This window comes from Balneola sp. (genome assembly GCA_002694685.1).
In the GTDB taxonomy this organism is placed as follows: domain Bacteria; phylum Bacteroidota; class Rhodothermia; order Balneolales; family Balneolaceae; genus Gracilimonas.
The window spans coordinates 60,825-76,751 of the sequence record NZMW01000013.1 but is presented as its reverse complement, the minus strand read 5'-3'; the positions used below and the strand labels follow the sequence as shown (position 1 = coordinate 76,751).

Here is a 15,927-nt window from a genome sequence, read left to right as displayed (position 1 = left end):
CTACCCCTCCACAATCTTAATAACTACATTACCGGTCTTCTCGCCAGTTTCAACGTACTGATAGGCTTCTTGTATTTGGTCTAAAGAATAGCTCCTACCAATAACTGCCTCATATCTTCCTTCTTCTATTAACTTGGCAGCAATCCGGATGCTTTCTTTCACATCAAAGGGAACTGGAAACTTTACTTTTTTCCCTGCCGAAAATGATGTTATTAGAGCTAAAAATGGATTTTGGATATAAGGCCCTAATTCTGAAGAGATATAGACCCCACTGTCTTTTAACAGAGGCTTGCACTTTGAGAACGTACTTTTTCCTACTGCATCAAACACATAATGAAAGGTGCCATTGGTCTTCGTAAAATCTTCCTGCTGATAATCGATCACTGTGGAAGCTCCTATTGATTTCATCAGCCCCAAATTCTTGGTATTCGCCACTGCCGTAACCTCAGCCTCCCAGTACTTCAATAACTGAACCAACGCTGACCCAATAGCACCGGATGCGCCATTCACCAATACTTTATCTCCCTTCTTAAGATCTACTTTATTGATGAAATTATATGCATAATGTACTCCTTCAAGAGTTGCGGCAGCTTGTTCATAAGAAACTCCCTGTGGCATTTTTCCAAATTTATCATCTTCATCCAGAACCATAAATTCAGCCTTTGAAGCTAATCCGGTATCGTTAAATCCAAAGACCTTATCTCCTGCCTTATACATAGAAACACTACTGCCCACTGACACTATTTCCCCTGAAAAATCAGTTCCTGGAATTTGAATTTTTGGTTTCTTCATCCCGTGAATAAAACGCATAATAAAGGGCTTTGCTCTAAGAATGGCGCAGTCGGTTCGGTTCACTGTAGAGGCATGAACTTTAACTAACACCTGATTTTGCGCCAGCGCAGGTTTGGGTATCTCTTTCATTACCAAAACTTCAGGCCCCCCGTATTTATCATTTACAATTGCTTTCATCGCACCCCTATCTTAGTTCAGTCAAAACAGTCTCTGACGTTAATTTCCCACAAATAAAAATCGCAGCATATCAGGCACCCTCTTTGCCCAGGCCCTTTCATTATGAACGGCACCTTCATCAATCACAAAATTGATATCATCTTCACTCCAACCCTTATCCAATAAAGCCTGATAGAGTGCCCGAGCACTTTCCACAGAACCCTCTCCTTCTGAAGTCCCCATATCCAGCCAAATATGCTGACCGGTAGATTCGGGCATTTCATTTACTTTCTGAATGATAAACTGCCGATCCCACCAGACTGAAGGAGAAACAACTAACAGTTCACTAAATACATCCGGATGCTCTAAACCCAAATAAAGTGTTATCAATCCGCCTAGGGAAGATCCTCCCAAAGCAGTCCATTCTTTCTCTGGCCGGGTTCTCAAATTCTCGTCTATAAACGGTTTTACTGTATGCAGAATGAAATCACCATACACATCTCCATCGCCACCCATGGTAGGTTTACTGGCTATGATCGTCTGTATTTCACTGCTTTCATTTGCCAAGAAATTGAAGTTGATTCCTGCTCCTGGAAGGTAGTAGGTGCCGTCTTCTTCCGATAATAATTGCTGCCACTCGCTTCCTCCGGGAATCATAGTAAACAAGGTATCATCAACCGATTTGAACTGGACAATATCTCCCTCGGAATTCTTAAAGTCACCTGCATATTTTGAATCATTATCCGGTTCAGAAACCCGCTCTAGTTCGTACCGCCAAACCTGCTGGGTTGGAGTGTATTCATCCATACGGTTTTCCGTGTTCCCAATTCCAACTATGATCAAAGGCTCAATTTCTCCGGAACGAATAAGTTCTTCAGCCGCCTCATCTACCTGCCACTCCTGACCAATTACAGAGGCATCAAAAAGAGCCTGACCATCGTGCATGTAAAGAACAGGATAACGCTGCTCGCTTTCTTCGTATCCCGGAGGCAAATATATGTAGAGGTCGCGCGGAAGAAGACTTCCACTTTCAAAATCCCTGAAGATCTCAACCTGACCTACTATCGTGCTTTCCTGCTCCGGTGGTGTATCTCCCCAGGCTAATGCCTTTCTGTTTTCCTGATTTTTATAGATTACTACTTCATGATTACGGCCCGCCTGCCATCCATCATCAGGATTACCCGTTCCATCTACTTTTATTTTGAAAGAAAGCAGAATACTATCAGCATTTAGGTTGAAGGGAACACCAACTTCATAGATTCCATCGTTATCATCATCAGATGCCAAAAAAGTTGTGCCCCAGCTTAGAGGTGGCTGGTCTCCCCTGATCCCAACTTCCTCTGTAGCCTGATCTAACCAACCTTCCGAAATAGCTTCGGTCATATCAAGGCTAAAATAGAGGCTATCGGAGCTTTGAGCTTGAACTCCAAACGAACCAATACCTACGATTACTGATGATAGAAGAAATGCTCTTAAAAAAAGTCGTTCAACAATATGGATCATTGCAGAGAGATTTAAACAACCGGGATTCTGAATTAGATGAGGCAAATATATGCTTTCCAAATCGCATAATCTGTATAAGGTTTTGAGGTTTATTCTAGCTCATCCTCAGTTATAAAAATACACTCGTTTTCCGTTTCCCTTAGCAGAAGTAGTATTCATTTTTTTCGGGAGAATTAGTGCAGGTGATTAAAGGCGATATAGTTCGGCTACTCTAAATAAGAAAGCGGGTCTTTGGCTTCCCCGTCCAGTAAAATTTCAAAATGAAGAACCGGCGAGTTTGCAAAACCGGATTTCCCTGCTAAACCTATGGTTTGTCCTTTTTCGACTGCTGTTCCCTTTTCTATTTCCTGATCAAAACTATCCAAATGAGCGTATCGGGTAACGAAACCATCCGCATGTTCTAGTATGACCATTTTACCAAAAGTATCTTTCTCAGACGCGAAAATGACTATTCCTTTTTCTGAAGCTTTTACCTGATCTCCTTCCATGGCCTGAAAATCAACTCCGGTGTGCATTCGTTCTTTGTTAAGAAGAGGATGTGTTCGGAGTCCAAAGTTGGATAGTACAACCGCATTCTCATGAACCGGATTAATAAACGATACTTCACGCTCTTTGGAAGTTTCAGTTACTGAGCTATCATTATTTATGAATGAGAGGAAAAGAAGCAGGCTTATGATAATCTTCATGAGGATTCTCTTGGTTTTATTGCGTTAGCAGTGAAATCACGAACTACCAGAAGTAGCTAAATATATCATTGTGATGCAAGAGTTTAGTTTGGAATGGTACTTTATTGAATTCGCATCTCAATGGCCTTAACCCTTTCATATTAACTTTTGCTGCCTTTCTGATATCCGATCAGCCTTTCCCGTGAATTGCATTATAATCCTTAATAACCGTTCGCAGGAAATCATCTCCGCTCATTCCATGGTTTTCGATACCCAAGCGCTCTTCAATTTTCTTGCGCGTTTTTTGGAGCATCAGGAACCAGTTATCGTAATCGTAATGCGACCGTGAGTCTAGCACTTCTTTTATGATTCGGATGTCTTTGTCTTCCAGTTCAGCTACTTGTTTAAATACCGGCTCGTAGGCGCTCGCAACTTCTGCAAACAATGTGTTATCAAGCTTTACTTTCTTACGTTCTTTAATCACGCAGGTCTTTCCAAGAATATCACCGATGCGCTGCCCTTTTCCATTTAATAAAATTACGATAAAGGCGAGCATGCCGCTGGTCATACTGATTTCAACTAAACGAAACATCCATCGCACCAAGTAACCGCTAATGGTGGCCCGGGTCCCATCAATTTTAACCACCCGAATACCCACTATTTTCTTGCCAAGACTGTAGCCATTCGAAACCACTTCACTCACCAAGTGATAAAGCAAGATGGGCAAACCAACTACAACTGTTAGTATCCACACAGAATCTTCAAAAGCCCCGCTTGTTGAACCCACATCATTCACATATCCCCAAATCCATATACTGATGAGGTAATAAATCCCCAGAAAAAACCCGTCCAGAAAAAATGCCAGAACCCGCTCTCCAACTCCGGCCGGTTCGTAGCTTAGTTTTACATGTTGTGAAGTTTCAATTCCTACCATCTCAATCTAAAATTATGCTGATTTCTCTAACCACGTAATGGTTTTGATTTATTATCTTCTGCACACAAACGAGCGCCAATTTAGGCTCATGTACCTTAAAACGAAAGCGAATTCATCAATATGCGCGAAGTAGCCTTCTTACGGAAGAATGCCGACAAGTGGAAGGAGTTTGAACAACTTCTGCAGGCGAAAGATCAGGATAACCCCGATCAGCTGGCAGACTTATACATTGAACTCAGCGCTGACCTCGCTTATGCCCAGGCAAATTACCCGGGAAGTAAAACCGAGCAGTATCTAAACCAGCTCTCAGTAGCGGTTCATGATGAAATCTATCGCTCCAAAAAAGAGGAAACTAACCGCCTGATTACATTCTGGACCGAAGAACTTCCGACTCTCTTTGCTTCCAAACAGAAAGAATTGCTGTATAGCTTTATCGTATTTAGTCTCGCTATTGGCATCGGGGTTTTATCTTCGGTCAATGACCCGTCCTTTGTGCGATACATCATGGGGGATGCTTATGTGAACATGACCATCAGTAACATTGATCAGGGTGACCCACTTGGGGTGTATAAGAAGGCTTCTGAAATGAACATGTTTTTTGCCATTACGGTGAACAACGTCAAGGTTTCCTTTTATGCTTTTGTAAGCGGACTGCTGACTTCAATCGGAGTCGGAATGGTATTGCTAAACAATGGAATTATGGTCGGAGCTTTTATTCACTTTTTTGCAAAGTATGGATTGGTCGGTGAGGCTCTCCGGGTTATTTTCATACATGGAACACTTGAATTATCAGCCATCGTGATTGCAGGAGCAGCCGGATTTGTAGTTGGAAATGGATTCCTCTTCCCCGGAACCCACTCCCGAAAAGATGCTTTTATAAAAGCCGGACGAGAAGGCTTAAAAATGATTGTGGGATTAGTCCCTGTTTTTATTGCAGCCGGATTTCTGGAGTCATTTGTGACCCGCTACACGCAAATGCCACTATGGTTGAGCTTAACTATTATTTTGGGTTCATTAGCCTTCATTCTATACTATTTTGTTCTTCTACCTCATAAACTAAAAACTAAGCAATGAACGACTTTAAACTTCAGAAATACAGAGACCTTGGAGACATTTTAACCGACTCTTTCGGTTACATTCGGGTTTATTATAAAAGTCTGGGTAAAGGACTTCTCTTTTTAGTACTCCCTTTTTATCTGCTTTCCGGTCTATTGGTTGGTGGAGCATATAGTAGTTTTTTCTCAGCTGTTATGGATAATCCTGACGCTTCAATGGATGCACTTATTGGCGGTGATTTTCTTATTGGGATGCTTCTTCTTGCGTTTTCGTCCTGTTCGTTACTTACGGTCACATTAACACATATCAAGTTAGCCCATGAGTATGATGAAGTTGAATTTGATGATCTATTTAGCAGTTTCGGCAGAAATTTCATCACGCTATTCCTGCTCTACTTCATTATCATTTTTGCGATGTTCTTTTCGTTTATGCTCTTCATAATTCCCGGAATTTATGTGGGCATAAAACTCTTTACTGCTCCTGCGGTTGCTATTATTGAAGAGAAAAACCCATTTGAGTCCCTCAGTAGGTCGTGGAATTTAGTTCAAGGTCACTGGTGGTTTACCTTTGCGACTTACCTAGTTATGAATATCATCAGTTCCTTCATGTCTTATATTCTAATCATTCCATTCTCAATTATTATCGGTTTTGTCTCTGCTTCGGGAGCCGGAGAATCAGGAGCTATTGGCACCGGAATGGGCCTTGCATACGGTTTTATCCTTGTTATCGCATCGCTATTTTCTGTTTTGTTATTGATTGCCATGTGCCTTCAGTACTTCAACCTGATTGAGCGTAAAGAAGGCAAAGGACTGCGTGCTCAAATTGAGGAGTTGGGTTGATTGCGAAACTCCTTTTCATATTCCTGTTTCCTTTAACCGTTACTGCTCAGGACTCCGTCCCCGTTCAATTTCAACCCGACAGCAGCGAGGTTAATGTCCGTACTATTGATGCCCAAACTTTGGAAAGCCTCACCGATGAAGATGTTTTTGATTATAACGAAGTAGCTGAAAACCCTGAGACATTATTGAGCCGAATCCAGCAATGGTTCATTCAAACGCTACAATGGATTTTTGACAATCCCTGGGCTTCTACAATTATCAAATTCATTTTCTTTGTTATTTTCGGGCTGGTTTTTGTCGCGCTGGTCAATCACCTGTTGGGCGGAAACTTAACGACCTCTTTTTCTAAGAAAAATGCCCGTCAGTCAGTTTCATTGAATGTAGCTGAATCAGAACTTTCGAAAACAGACTATGACGAGCTTCTTCAGAGAGCCCTTGCAGAGAATCTTTATCGGGATGCTGTTCGGATTCTCTACCTCAAAGCCATTCAGCAGCTCAATAAAAAAGAGCTGATTGCATGGAAACCCGACAAAACCAATCATGATTATCTTAGAGAATTGGGCTCCCACCCTTCCGGAAGCTTCTTTAACAAGCTCACCACTTATTATGAATATGTAGAATACGGGGATTTCAAGATTGATAAATCCGGCTTTGAAACCGTCCGGGATGTATACCATAAATTTCAAGCCCGGGCCGATTCCTGATGTTTAAGAAAGAACGGACATATTATTTTATTTTAGGCGGGCTGATTGCAATCTACGTTCTCGTTCAGATTTTAAGTCCCAAGCCTCTGGATTGGACTGAGAGTTTTTCTGCTGAGGATAAAATTCCTTATGGCGGATATCTGATCCACTCTCTGCTCCCTACTGCATTTCCGGCAGATCAAATTACCACCAACCGGGCCCCGATTTTTGAATATGCAGACACCACCGATCCCCAAAAGAACTGGATATTTATAAACCGAACTTTTGGAATTGATCAATGGGAAACCGATATCCTCCTTTTCCAGGTTGAACGTGGAGCACAGGTGTTTATCGCCTCGAGAACCTTTCAACAGGCTTTTAAAGACAGCTTCGAAATCGGCACAACACTGAACAATCCCCTATTGGGTGGTGGATCTATTACGGATGATGATACCGCTTATGTCAATTTTACTAATCCAGCGCTCAACCAACCAAACGGCTTTCCTTATTATCAAAGCACAACCGAAACGTATTTCTCAAATTTTGATTCAACATTTTCTGTCACTTCTCTTGGCGTGAATGATGAAGGAAATATAAATTACATCAAAGTGAAATTCGGTGAAGGAAACCTTTTCCTGCATTCAAATCCTACCTTATTTACGAACTATTTTGTGCGGGACAGGACCGGAGCTGATTATGCATTAAAAGCTCTCTCATACCTGCCTCAACAGGAAACTATCTGGGACGAATATTATAAAGAAGTGCGATCCGCCAGAGGCAGTGCGGTACGCTATATTGTTTCTGAGGAATACCTGAGCTGGGCATGGTTCATTAGTTTGAGTGGAGTACTTTTGTTTATGATTTTCAGAGCCAAGCGGAAGCAACGGATTATCCCAGACATTGAACAGCCCAAAAACTCCAGTATCGAATTTGCTAAAACTATAGGGAGTTTATATTTGGAGAAAGGTGATCATAAGTTAATAGCCGATAAGAAAATTCGGTTTTTCTATGACTACATTCGCTCCAACCTTGGTCTTGATACTTCAGAAATTGATGCTGATACCAAAAAAGATATTTCCCTTCGATCAGGTATTGATAAAGCAGAAATAGATGGACTGTTTGACCTGATCGACAAGATTTCCCGGCAGGATGAAATCACCCAAAAAGAACTAAAATTGTTAACCGAACGAATTGATGAATTCTATAACCTAAGTCAACGATGAGCACAGAAGAAAAAGATCCCCAAAACGAACAGCCTGAAAAAGAAGATCAAGAAAAAGCACCTTTTGAAAGCCGAATGGACTTATCCGGTGTTGAGAAGCTGGTGAGCAGCATCCGTGCTGAAATTGGCAAAATCATTGTCGGACAGCAGCGTATGGTTGATCTGCTGATTGCAGCCTTGCTGGCAGATGGACACGTTTTGATTGAAGGCGTTCCGGGTGTAGCCAAGACTTTAACCACTAAGCTGCTTGCCCAAACTATAGCATCCGATTTTTCCCGCATCCAGTTTACCCCTGACCTGATGCCGGCCGATGTTATCGGAACCTCTGTCTTCAACCCAAAAACTACTGACTTTGAGTTCAAGGAAGGCCCTGTTTTTTCGAACATAGTTTTGATTGATGAGATCAACCGATCACCAGCTAAAACCCAGGCTGCTTTATTTGAAGTGATGGAGGAACGGCAAATAACAGTGGATGGTAAAACCTACCTTATGGAAGCGCCTTTCATGGTAGTTGCTACTCAAAATCCCATTGAGCATGAAGGTACGTATCGGCTTCCGGAGGCTCAACTTGACCGGTTTCTGTTTCGGATTGACGTTCCTTATCCGTCACTGGATGAAGAGGTTAAAATTCTTTCAGGCAGTTATTCCCGAAAAAATAAGCTGGACATCAGCAAACTAGATAAAGTTATTTCCGGCGAAGAAATCACCAAACAGCGGGATGTCGTTTCATCCATCCATGTAGAACCCGAGCTGATGGAGTATATAGCTCAAATCATCCAGAATACCCGAAACAGCAATTCTGTATCAATTGGGGCTTCTCCGCGAGCTTCCGTTTTTGTGATGAGAGCTGCACAAGCCTGGGCTGCCATGAACGGACGAGATTTCATTACTCCGGAAGATGTTAAAGAGATGATCAATCCTGTGCTCCGCCACCGAATCACCTTGACTCCGGAAAAAGAAATGGAAGGAATGAAACCCGACCAGGTAATACAGATCATCTTGGAAAAAGTGGAGGTACCGCGGTAAAGATTAGAATAAATCCAAAATCAACATGTCATCGCGAGGAGTCCTTTATTTTAGCATGAGCTATTTTTTCATTCGACGAAGCGATCTCTCTAACAACGCTCATAAGCATTTTCCAGGAGATTGCCACAGCCTTTGTTCCTAATGCTCGGAACAAAAGGCTTCGCAATGACGATTTTTATATCACCAAAAAAGTGTCCTTACAAGAATTAACGCTATAAAAATTTCATGAACCCCCTAACCATCTTCAAACAAATTCATCTTAGCAACCTGTTCTTTCAGATGCTTGCGGGAGTCGCTCTGACTTTCCTGATTGGGTATTTTGTACCCATCATCGGGCACCTTGCTGAAGTGTTTTTCTTTGGATTTGTTATCATTTTGGGGATTGATCTTGCATTACTCTTCAGCAGAAAAGACCCTGTTTCAGGCAAAAGGATTGTGCCTCAGCGATTGTCTAATGGAGATGAAAATACAATTCGATTAGAGATCTCCAGCATCTACTCATTCAATATTCAGGCTGAAATTATTGATGAAATACCACACCAATTTCAGTTGCGGGATTTTAGTATTCAGTCTGAATTGGAAAGTAACCAACAAAAGGAATTTACTTATGAACTAAGACCAACTGAGCGGGGAGAATATGATTTTGGGGATATTAATGTGTTCCTGAACAGCTCTGTAGGATTTGTTCGTAGAAAAATTAGTATTCCTGCTCAGCAAACAGTTCCGGTTTACCCCTCTTTTATTCAGATGCGCAAATTTAAGATGTACGCTATCTCAAACCGGTTGACTGACATTGGTATCAAAAAGATACGGCGAGTCGGTCACACCATGGAATTCGACCAAATCAAGGAATATGTGCGTGGTGATGATGTCCGTTCTATCAATTGGAAAGCCACCGCTCGTGCCAATGACCTGATGGTCAATCAGTATCAGGATGAACGCTCTCAGAATGTCATTAACGTAATTGACATGGGGCGAGTAATGAAAATGCCTTTCGAGGGATTACATCTGCTCGATTATGCCATCAACACCAGTCTGGTTATTTCGAATATTGCCCTCATCAAAGATGATAAAGCCGGCTTGGTAACTTTTTCCAATAATGATTCTGTGGTCGTTAAGCCGGAGAAAAGGCGGCCACATATTCAGCGTATTCAGGAAGCACTTTATAATCTCGATACCAACTTCATGGAATCAGATTATGAGCGTCTTGTGGTTTCACTTCGGAAATATGTCAATCAGCGAAGTCTGGTTTTGCTTTATACCAATTTCGAGACTTTTTCTTCCATGGAGCGCCAGCTTCCTTACCTCCAGCGAATTGCGAAAGATCACCTGCTAGTTACCATCTTTTTTGAGAATACTGAAATGACCAAACTACTGCATGAAGAGTCTAAAACGATTGGACAGGTGTACACCAAAACAGTAGCTGAGAAATTTTCCTACGAGAAGAAACAGATTGTGAAGGCATTAAATCAGCGAGGCATTCAGACCATCCTCACCCCACCTAAAGAACTTTCTGTAAATGCGATTAATAAGTATTTGGAGCTTAAGGCGCGCGGGTTGATTTAGGAAGCTGTCAGCTTTGTCGCAATCTATATGAGTGTGATAATTATATCACTATACCACTTGTTCCGCACGCTCTGCGTCGGAACCATCGCTCCGACGCAGAGCGTGCGGAGCGAGATAAACTGACTGAAAGCTAAAATCTGACAGCTAACAGTTCCCCCCTCATCAATAAATAGCCGGGAATCGCTCCGTATCTGCTTTACGCATCACTTCATAAATCGCTTCAAAGATATCCTCAGCATTTGGCTTACTGAAATAATCTCCATCAGAAGCATAAGCCGGACGGTGATCGTGGGCAGTAACGCATTTCGGCTCTGAATCCAGATTGAAATAGCCACCTTGTTCTTCAAGAACTTTATGGAGGATATAAGCTGAACCTCCACCCGGTACATCTTCATCAACAATCATCAGGCGATTCGTCTTGCTAAGCGACTTACCTATTACATGATCCAGATCAAAAGGCATGAGCGTTCGCACATCAATGAGCTCCATGGAAATGCCGGCTTCCTCAAGCTGTGGTATAATGCCCTCAATAATATTAAAGGTAGATCCATAAGAAATTACTGTGATATCTGAGCCTTCATTGACAATCTCAGGTTTACCGAGAGGGGTCGTAAATTCACCCACATTCGAAGGCAAGTTTTCTTTCAGGCGATATCCATTGAGTGGCTCAATAACGATAGCGGGATCATCTCCTTGTAGAAGGGTGTTATAAAATCCTGCCGCTTCGGTTAGATTTCTTGGAACGCATAAATGCACTCCTCGTGCGCCGTTTACAATCATCCCCATTGGCGAGCCTGAGTGCCAGATTCCTTCCAGCCGATGGCCACGTGTTCGTACAATCAATGGGGCAGCCTGACCGCCTTTCGTGCGGTAACGGAGCGTTGCCAAATCATCAGAAATGCCCTGAAAACAATAGAGTAAATAATCGAGATACTGAATTTCAGCAATTGGACGAAGTCCTCTGATCGACATCCCAATACCTTGTCCCAAAATAGTCGCTTCACGGATACCGGTATCACTCACACGGGTTTCGCCGTATTTCTCCTGCATCCCTTCGAGTCCTTTATTCACATCACCCAGTTTACCGGAATCTTCTCCAAAAATGAGGGTGTTTGGATATTTGTCAAAAATGGCGTCGAAATTTTCTCTGATCACCAACCTTCCGTCTACACGCTCGGGTTTTTCAGGATACTCAGGCTTGATTTCTGATACATTCAGCGGAGAATGTGGGGTCTCACTATATAGGTGAGAATTGTACCGTTCTTTATTTTCTTCTCGGGACTTGCTTACAAAGTCTGAAAGTTCATTTCTGGCTGAACTATTCTTACCTGCAGTCAATGCCAGAGATTTACGAGCTGCGGACAAGATATCCTTACGAATTGCATTCGGATAATTCTTCAACTTCTTTGCGAATTCTCCAAGCTTTTCAATGCCGGTTTCTTCCTTCAGCTTATTGATAAGGTCAATTACCGTAGACTTCTCCTGCTTGATAGGATCCATGAAAGCTTTCCATGCTGCTTTCTTCGCCTCATTAATTTCATTTTGAGCTTCTTCTTCCAGCTCGTCAAGTTTTTCTTCCTTGGCAATATCGTTTTCCAGAATCCACTGGCGAAGACGTTCGAGACAGCAATATTCCTCTTCCCACTTCAACCGTTCTTCAGATTTGTAACGCTCGTGAGAACCTGAAGTTGAATGCCCCTGGGGCTGAGTAACTTCCTGAACGTGAATCAGAACCGGCACATGCTCTTTGCGAGCAATTTCTTCAGCTTTCTGATAGGTTTCGATCAGTGCTTCATAGTCCCAGGCTTTCACTCTCAGAATTTCATATCCATCCTCTTCTTCTGTACGCTGGAAGCCTTTCAGGATCTCAGATATATTTTCTTTAGTAGTCTGGTATTGCTTGGCCACCGAAATTCCAAATCCATCATCCCAAACGGACATTACCATTGGTATCTGAAGAACTCCGGCAGCGTTAATGGTTTCCCAAAAAACTCCTTCCGAAGTACTGGCATCACCAATAGTTCCGAATGCAATTTCATTTCCTTTATTTGAGAACTTCTTCCACTCTTTACCTTTCAAAGCTTTTTCGTTTCGATACACTTTTGAGGCTTGGGCAAGACCTAACAGACGAGCCATTTGCCCGGCTGTTGGTGAAATATCAGATGAAGTATTTTTTGACTTGGTTTGATCTTTCCAGTTTCCTTCCTCATCAACTAAACGAGAAGCAAAGTGAGAATTCATCTGGCGGCCAGCTGAATGCGGGTCAGCTTCTACATCAGCGTGAGCATAGAGTTGTGCAAAAAGCTGCTGAGGCGTAACTTGCCCAATCGCCATCATAAAGGTTTGGTCACGATAGTATCCCGAACGGAAATCTCCATTCTTAAAAACTTTAGCCATCGCGATCTGAGGGACTTCCTTTCCATCTCCAAAAATCCCAAATTTGGCTTTTCCGGTAAGTACTTCTTTTCTACCGATCAACGACATATGCCGACTTACCCAACCCAGTTTGAAATCAGCAAGGATTTCTTTTTTCTGAGCAGCGGTAAACTTACTTCTTGTCGTCTTTTCTTTTACTTGAGCCATTATGTGATTTTGTTCTTGTTTTTAGGAAAGCGCCCATCCAAACGGGGCGATATTATACGGAAAAGCGCTTTTTTATGAAACAGTCTCCAGCGCCCCTATCGTTCTTTTCCTATTAAATTTGAGTTAATCCTGCGCTAACAAAAGTATTACTCGGTAAAGCCTCCTTTTGTCATTTTTATAGGATCTAATGCTTTTTCAAGTTCCTCATCGGAAAGATCTGTCATCTCTTTTGCTACATCTTTCAGGGCTCTGCCTTCAGCATAAGCTTTCTTGGCAATTTTAGCTGCTTTATCATATCCAATGATAGGATTTAAAGCAGTAACCAAAATTGGGTTTTTTTCTACCATTGAAGCAATATTCTCCTTCCTTACTTTCAGTCTTGAAACAGATCGGTCCGCCAGATTTCTGGCAGCATTAGCCAATATATTTATAGACTCTAACAGGTTATGAGCCACTACGGGTAACATCACATTTAGTTCAAAATTTCCGGCTTGCCCGGCAATGGTAACTGTAGCATCGTTTCCGATTACTTGCGCACAAACCATGGTAATAGATTCTTCAATTACCGGATTTACTTTCCCCGGCATAATGGATGATCCGGGCTGCAAGGCAGCAAGCTCAACTTCGCCAAGTCCGCTATTGGGACCTGAGTTCATCCAGCGTAAGTCATTTCCGATTTTCATCAACCCAACTGCGATGGTTTTTAGCTGACCACTGAGCTCAACGGGCGCATCCACCGTTGCTTGTGCTTCAAAGTGATTTTCTGCTTCGGTGAATTTCTCGTTCGTTAATTCAGAAATTTTAGCCGCAAACTTCTTCCCAAAATCTTTATGTGTATTGATTCCAGTTCCAACAGCTGTTCCGCCCTGGGGAAGTTCACTAATTCGTTCGAGCGTAGATTCTACCCTCTTTATACCTAGTTCAATCTGGCGGGCATAACCACTAAACTCTTGTTCAATAGTAACCGGCATAGCATCCATGAGGTGAGTGCGGCCGGTTTTAACCACATCAGCATATTCTTTTCCTTTTTCAAGAAAGGTTTTGTGAAGATGCTCAAGCGCCGGAATCAGGTTATTATTTACAGCTTTAACAGCAGCTACACGGATAGTAGTTGGGATTACATCATTGGAGCTTTGTCCGTAGTTGATGTGATCGTTGGGGTGAATATTTACATCCAGATTTTTTTTGAGCTCATTAGCCCGGTGAGCGATCATCTCATTCGCATTCATGTTGGTAGAAGTACCGGAACCGGTTTGAAAGATATCGATCACGAATTCTTTGTCGTGCATTCCATCGATGACTTCCTGGGCTGCAGCCTTTATAGCTTTGGCTACCCCTTCATCAATCAGTCCCAATTCTGCATTTACAGCAGCGGCTGATTTCTTTACATAGCCCAGAGCTTCAATAAACTCCCGGCTGAATTTAATGCCACTTACTGGAAAATTATCGTGTGCACGCTGGGTCTGTGCTCCATATAAAGCGTCTTTAGGAACCTTAACTTCACCCATGGAATCTTTTTCGGTACGAAATTCACTCATTCTTCTACGAATATCTTTTTTAAAATTGAGAATTACGTGTCCCTAAATGACAGAAAAACGCAGAGCGTTCGGGACAAACAAAATTTTACTTTTACACTATTAAGATAAGGAAAATTGAGTGTAGATAGTATGAAGAGGGCGTTAAACTTTGGGGAGTATCACCATTTTTGAAAAAGAAGTTCCGTAGCAGCACAGGCGGAACAAGGATAAACCTGTCAGTTTTTTACAACTCTTTAGAATACATTCTATAAGATTTATCCAGCTCACCGCCAATACGCTCAGCTACGCGAATCATTTCAGGGTTGGATTCTAAAATCCAGCTTAGCTCAGAAACAGTCTTGCCTTCACTTTCTAGTCCATTTTGGATAGAGCGCTGGTGAAGTAAGGCATCGATACCTTTGCCCTGCCATTCCGGTAAAACTCCCATAAGCGCTGTTCGCAGTCCCGAAACTTTTCTTTTCTTCCAGAGTAGTTTAAAAATTCCAAATGGAAAGAGCTTTCCATTCATATCTTTAATGATCTCGTTAATATTAGGGAGACCAATAGAAAATGCCACGGGTTCGCCCTTGATCTCTGCAATATGGGCATAATCGGTATCAATAATCATTTTAAGATCTTTGCCGGCAGCCTGAAATTCAGCTTCTGTAAGGGGTATAAATCCCCAATTTTCTTTCCAGGCTTGATTAAAGATTTCCCTGATAATCTTAATTTCGGAATTCATTTTTCGCAGATTCACAGGCCTGATTTCAATATCAGGAAGCCTTCTCTTAACAATATCCATTGCCCGGCTCATACGGTCAACCGCTACTGTTTCTGTATCTACGATATATGCATACATATCCATCTCTTTAGAAAAGCCGGCATTTTTAATCAGCTCATCATAATAGGGAAAATTGTATGGCATCAAGATATACGGGTCTTTGTCAAAGCCTTCAATAAGTACACCGATGGTATCCATCATACTCGGGCTGGCCGGACCAACGACCTTGTTCATTCCTCTATCGCGAAGCCAGTCGGAAGCCACTCTAAATAAAAGGTCGGCTGTATGCTGATCATCAATACACTCAAAAAAACCAAAGTGACCGGTCTTTGTAGCATGATATTTATTAAACCGGTGATCTATAATAGCTGCAATTCGGCCTACGTCTTTGCCATCTTTCTCAGCTATAAAAAGAGCCATTTCGGCATTTTCGAAGAATGGGTTTTTATCGGTATCGATCAGCTTTTTCTGATCCATTCGAAGTGGCGGAACCCAGTGTTCCTGACCCTCATAAAACGGATATATGAAATTCGTAAATCGTTTCTTCTCTTCTTTGGTTGAAACGAATGTTACCCCAGAACTTTTCATGCGGCCTTGGTAAGAT

The 15,927-nt window shown here is 42.2% G+C and carries 12 protein-coding genes and 1 pseudogene; 6 read left to right on the top strand and 7 right to left on the bottom strand.

Annotation, left to right across the window (positions count from 1 at the left end):
* The 4 genes and pseudogenes from CL667_14190 to CL667_14175 all read right to left on the bottom strand — a co-directional run bounded on the left by CL667_14190 (nucleotide 1) and on the right by CL667_14175 (nucleotide 4,050).
* Nucleotides 1-969 carry an NAD(P)-dependent alcohol dehydrogenase gene (locus CL667_14190; GenBank protein ID MAL18848.1) on the bottom strand — a complete coding sequence of 323 codons (969 nt, stop codon included), beginning with the start codon at nucleotides 967-969 and terminating at the stop codon, nucleotides 1-3.
* Between the two features lie 768 nt (nucleotides 970-1,737).
* Nucleotides 1,738-2,331: pseudogene (locus tag CL667_14185) on the bottom strand (hypothetical protein).
* A gap of 326 nt (nucleotides 2,332-2,657) precedes the next feature.
* Nucleotides 2,658-3,137 carry a hypothetical protein gene (locus tag CL667_14180; protein MAL18847.1) on the bottom strand — a complete coding sequence of 160 codons (480 nt, stop codon included), beginning with the start codon at nucleotides 3,135-3,137 and terminating at the stop codon, nucleotides 2,658-2,660.
* Nucleotides 3,138-3,306: 169 nt separating this feature from the next.
* Complete coding sequence (locus tag CL667_14175; protein MAL18846.1) at nucleotides 3,307-4,050, bottom strand: transporter; 744 nt, start codon at nucleotides 4,048-4,050, stop codon at nucleotides 3,307-3,309.
* Between the two features lie 120 nt (nucleotides 4,051-4,170).
* On the opposite strand from CL667_14175, the gene CL667_14170 reads away from it, so the two are divergent.
* The 6 genes from CL667_14170 to CL667_14145 all read left to right on the top strand — a co-directional run bounded on the left by CL667_14170 (nucleotide 4,171) and on the right by CL667_14145 (nucleotide 10,442).
* Nucleotides 4,171-5,124: a hypothetical protein gene (locus tag CL667_14170; protein ID MAL18845.1), complete on the top strand. Its 954-nt coding sequence runs from the start codon at nucleotides 4,171-4,173 to the stop codon at nucleotides 5,122-5,124.
* Nucleotides 5,121-5,945, top strand: a complete 825-nt coding sequence (locus CL667_14165; GenBank protein MAL18844.1) for a hypothetical protein — start codon at nucleotides 5,121-5,123, stop codon at nucleotides 5,943-5,945. Before CL667_14170 ends, CL667_14165 begins: the two co-directional genes overlap by 4 nt.
* The gene (locus CL667_14160; protein ID MAL18843.1) at nucleotides 5,942-6,649 is read left to right on the top strand and encodes a hypothetical protein; all 708 of its coding nucleotides are present in this window, start codon (nucleotides 5,942-5,944) and stop codon (nucleotides 6,647-6,649) included. Before CL667_14165 ends, CL667_14160 begins: the two co-directional genes overlap by 4 nt.
* Nucleotides 6,649-7,851 carry a hypothetical protein gene (locus CL667_14155; protein MAL18842.1) on the top strand — a complete coding sequence of 401 codons (1,203 nt, stop codon included), beginning with the start codon at nucleotides 6,649-6,651 and terminating at the stop codon, nucleotides 7,849-7,851. Before CL667_14160 ends, CL667_14155 begins: the two co-directional genes overlap by 1 nt.
* Nucleotides 7,848-8,876 (top strand): magnesium chelatase, encoded by a 1,029-nt coding sequence (locus CL667_14150; protein MAL18841.1) that lies wholly within the window; start codon nucleotides 7,848-7,850, stop codon nucleotides 8,874-8,876. The genes CL667_14155 and CL667_14150 overlap by 4 nt, the downstream gene beginning before the upstream one ends.
* Nucleotides 8,877-9,101: 225 nt before the next feature.
* Nucleotides 9,102-10,442 (top strand): DUF58 domain-containing protein, encoded by a 1,341-nt coding sequence (locus tag CL667_14145; protein MAL18840.1) that lies wholly within the window; start codon nucleotides 9,102-9,104, stop codon nucleotides 10,440-10,442.
* A 162-nt stretch (nucleotides 10,443-10,604) separates the two neighbouring features.
* On the opposite strand, the gene CL667_14140 is transcribed toward CL667_14145, so the two are convergent.
* From CL667_14140 to CL667_14130, 3 genes are all read right to left on the bottom strand, one after another.
* Nucleotides 10,605-13,025, bottom strand: coding sequence for a transketolase (locus CL667_14140; GenBank protein ID MAL18839.1), 2,421 nt, complete (start codon nucleotides 13,023-13,025; stop codon nucleotides 10,605-10,607).
* A gap of 146 nt (nucleotides 13,026-13,171) precedes the next feature.
* Nucleotides 13,172-14,563, bottom strand: a complete 1,392-nt coding sequence (gene aspA / locus CL667_14135) for an aspartate ammonia-lyase (GenBank protein MAL18838.1) — start codon at nucleotides 14,561-14,563, stop codon at nucleotides 13,172-13,174.
* A 223-nt stretch (nucleotides 14,564-14,786) separates the two neighbouring features.
* The gene (locus CL667_14130; protein MAL18837.1) at nucleotides 14,787-15,911 is read right to left on the bottom strand and encodes a hypothetical protein; all 1,125 of its coding nucleotides are present in this window, start codon (nucleotides 15,909-15,911) and stop codon (nucleotides 14,787-14,789) included.
* Nucleotides 15,912-15,927: the final 16 nt, after the last annotated feature.

What these genes read in the sequence shown, in the direction of transcription:
- CL667_14140 (MAL18839.1), bottom strand. Translation starts at nt 13,025, where the DNA reads ATGGCTCAAGTAAAAGAAAAGACGACAAGAAGTAAGTTTACCGCTGCT.
- CL667_14165 (MAL18844.1), top strand. Translation starts at nt 5,121, where the DNA reads ATGAACGACTTTAAACTTCAGAAATACAGAGACCTTGGAGACATTTTA.
- CL667_14180 (MAL18847.1), bottom strand. Translation starts at nt 3,137, where the DNA reads ATGAAGATTATCATAAGCCTGCTTCTTTTCCTCTCATTCATAAATAAT.
- aspA (MAL18838.1), bottom strand. Translation starts at nt 14,563, where the DNA reads ATGAGTGAATTTCGTACCGAAAAAGATTCCATGGGTGAAGTTAAGGTT.
- CL667_14170 (MAL18845.1), top strand. Translation starts at nt 4,171, where the DNA reads ATGCGCGAAGTAGCCTTCTTACGGAAGAATGCCGACAAGTGGAAGGAG.
- CL667_14130 (MAL18837.1), bottom strand. Translation starts at nt 15,911, where the DNA reads ATGAAAAGTTCTGGGGTAACATTCGTTTCAACCAAAGAAGAGAAGAAA.
- CL667_14145 (MAL18840.1), top strand. Translation starts at nt 9,102, where the DNA reads ATGAACCCCCTAACCATCTTCAAACAAATTCATCTTAGCAACCTGTTC.
- CL667_14155 (MAL18842.1), top strand. Translation starts at nt 6,649, where the DNA reads ATGTTTAAGAAAGAACGGACATATTATTTTATTTTAGGCGGGCTGATT.
- CL667_14175 (MAL18846.1), bottom strand. Translation starts at nt 4,050, where the DNA reads ATGGTAGGAATTGAAACTTCACAACATGTAAAACTAAGCTACGAACCG.
- CL667_14150 (MAL18841.1), top strand. Translation starts at nt 7,848, where the DNA reads ATGAGCACAGAAGAAAAAGATCCCCAAAACGAACAGCCTGAAAAAGAA.
- CL667_14190 (MAL18848.1), bottom strand. Translation starts at nt 969, where the DNA reads ATGAAAGCAATTGTAAATGATAAATACGGGGGGCCTGAAGTTTTGGTA.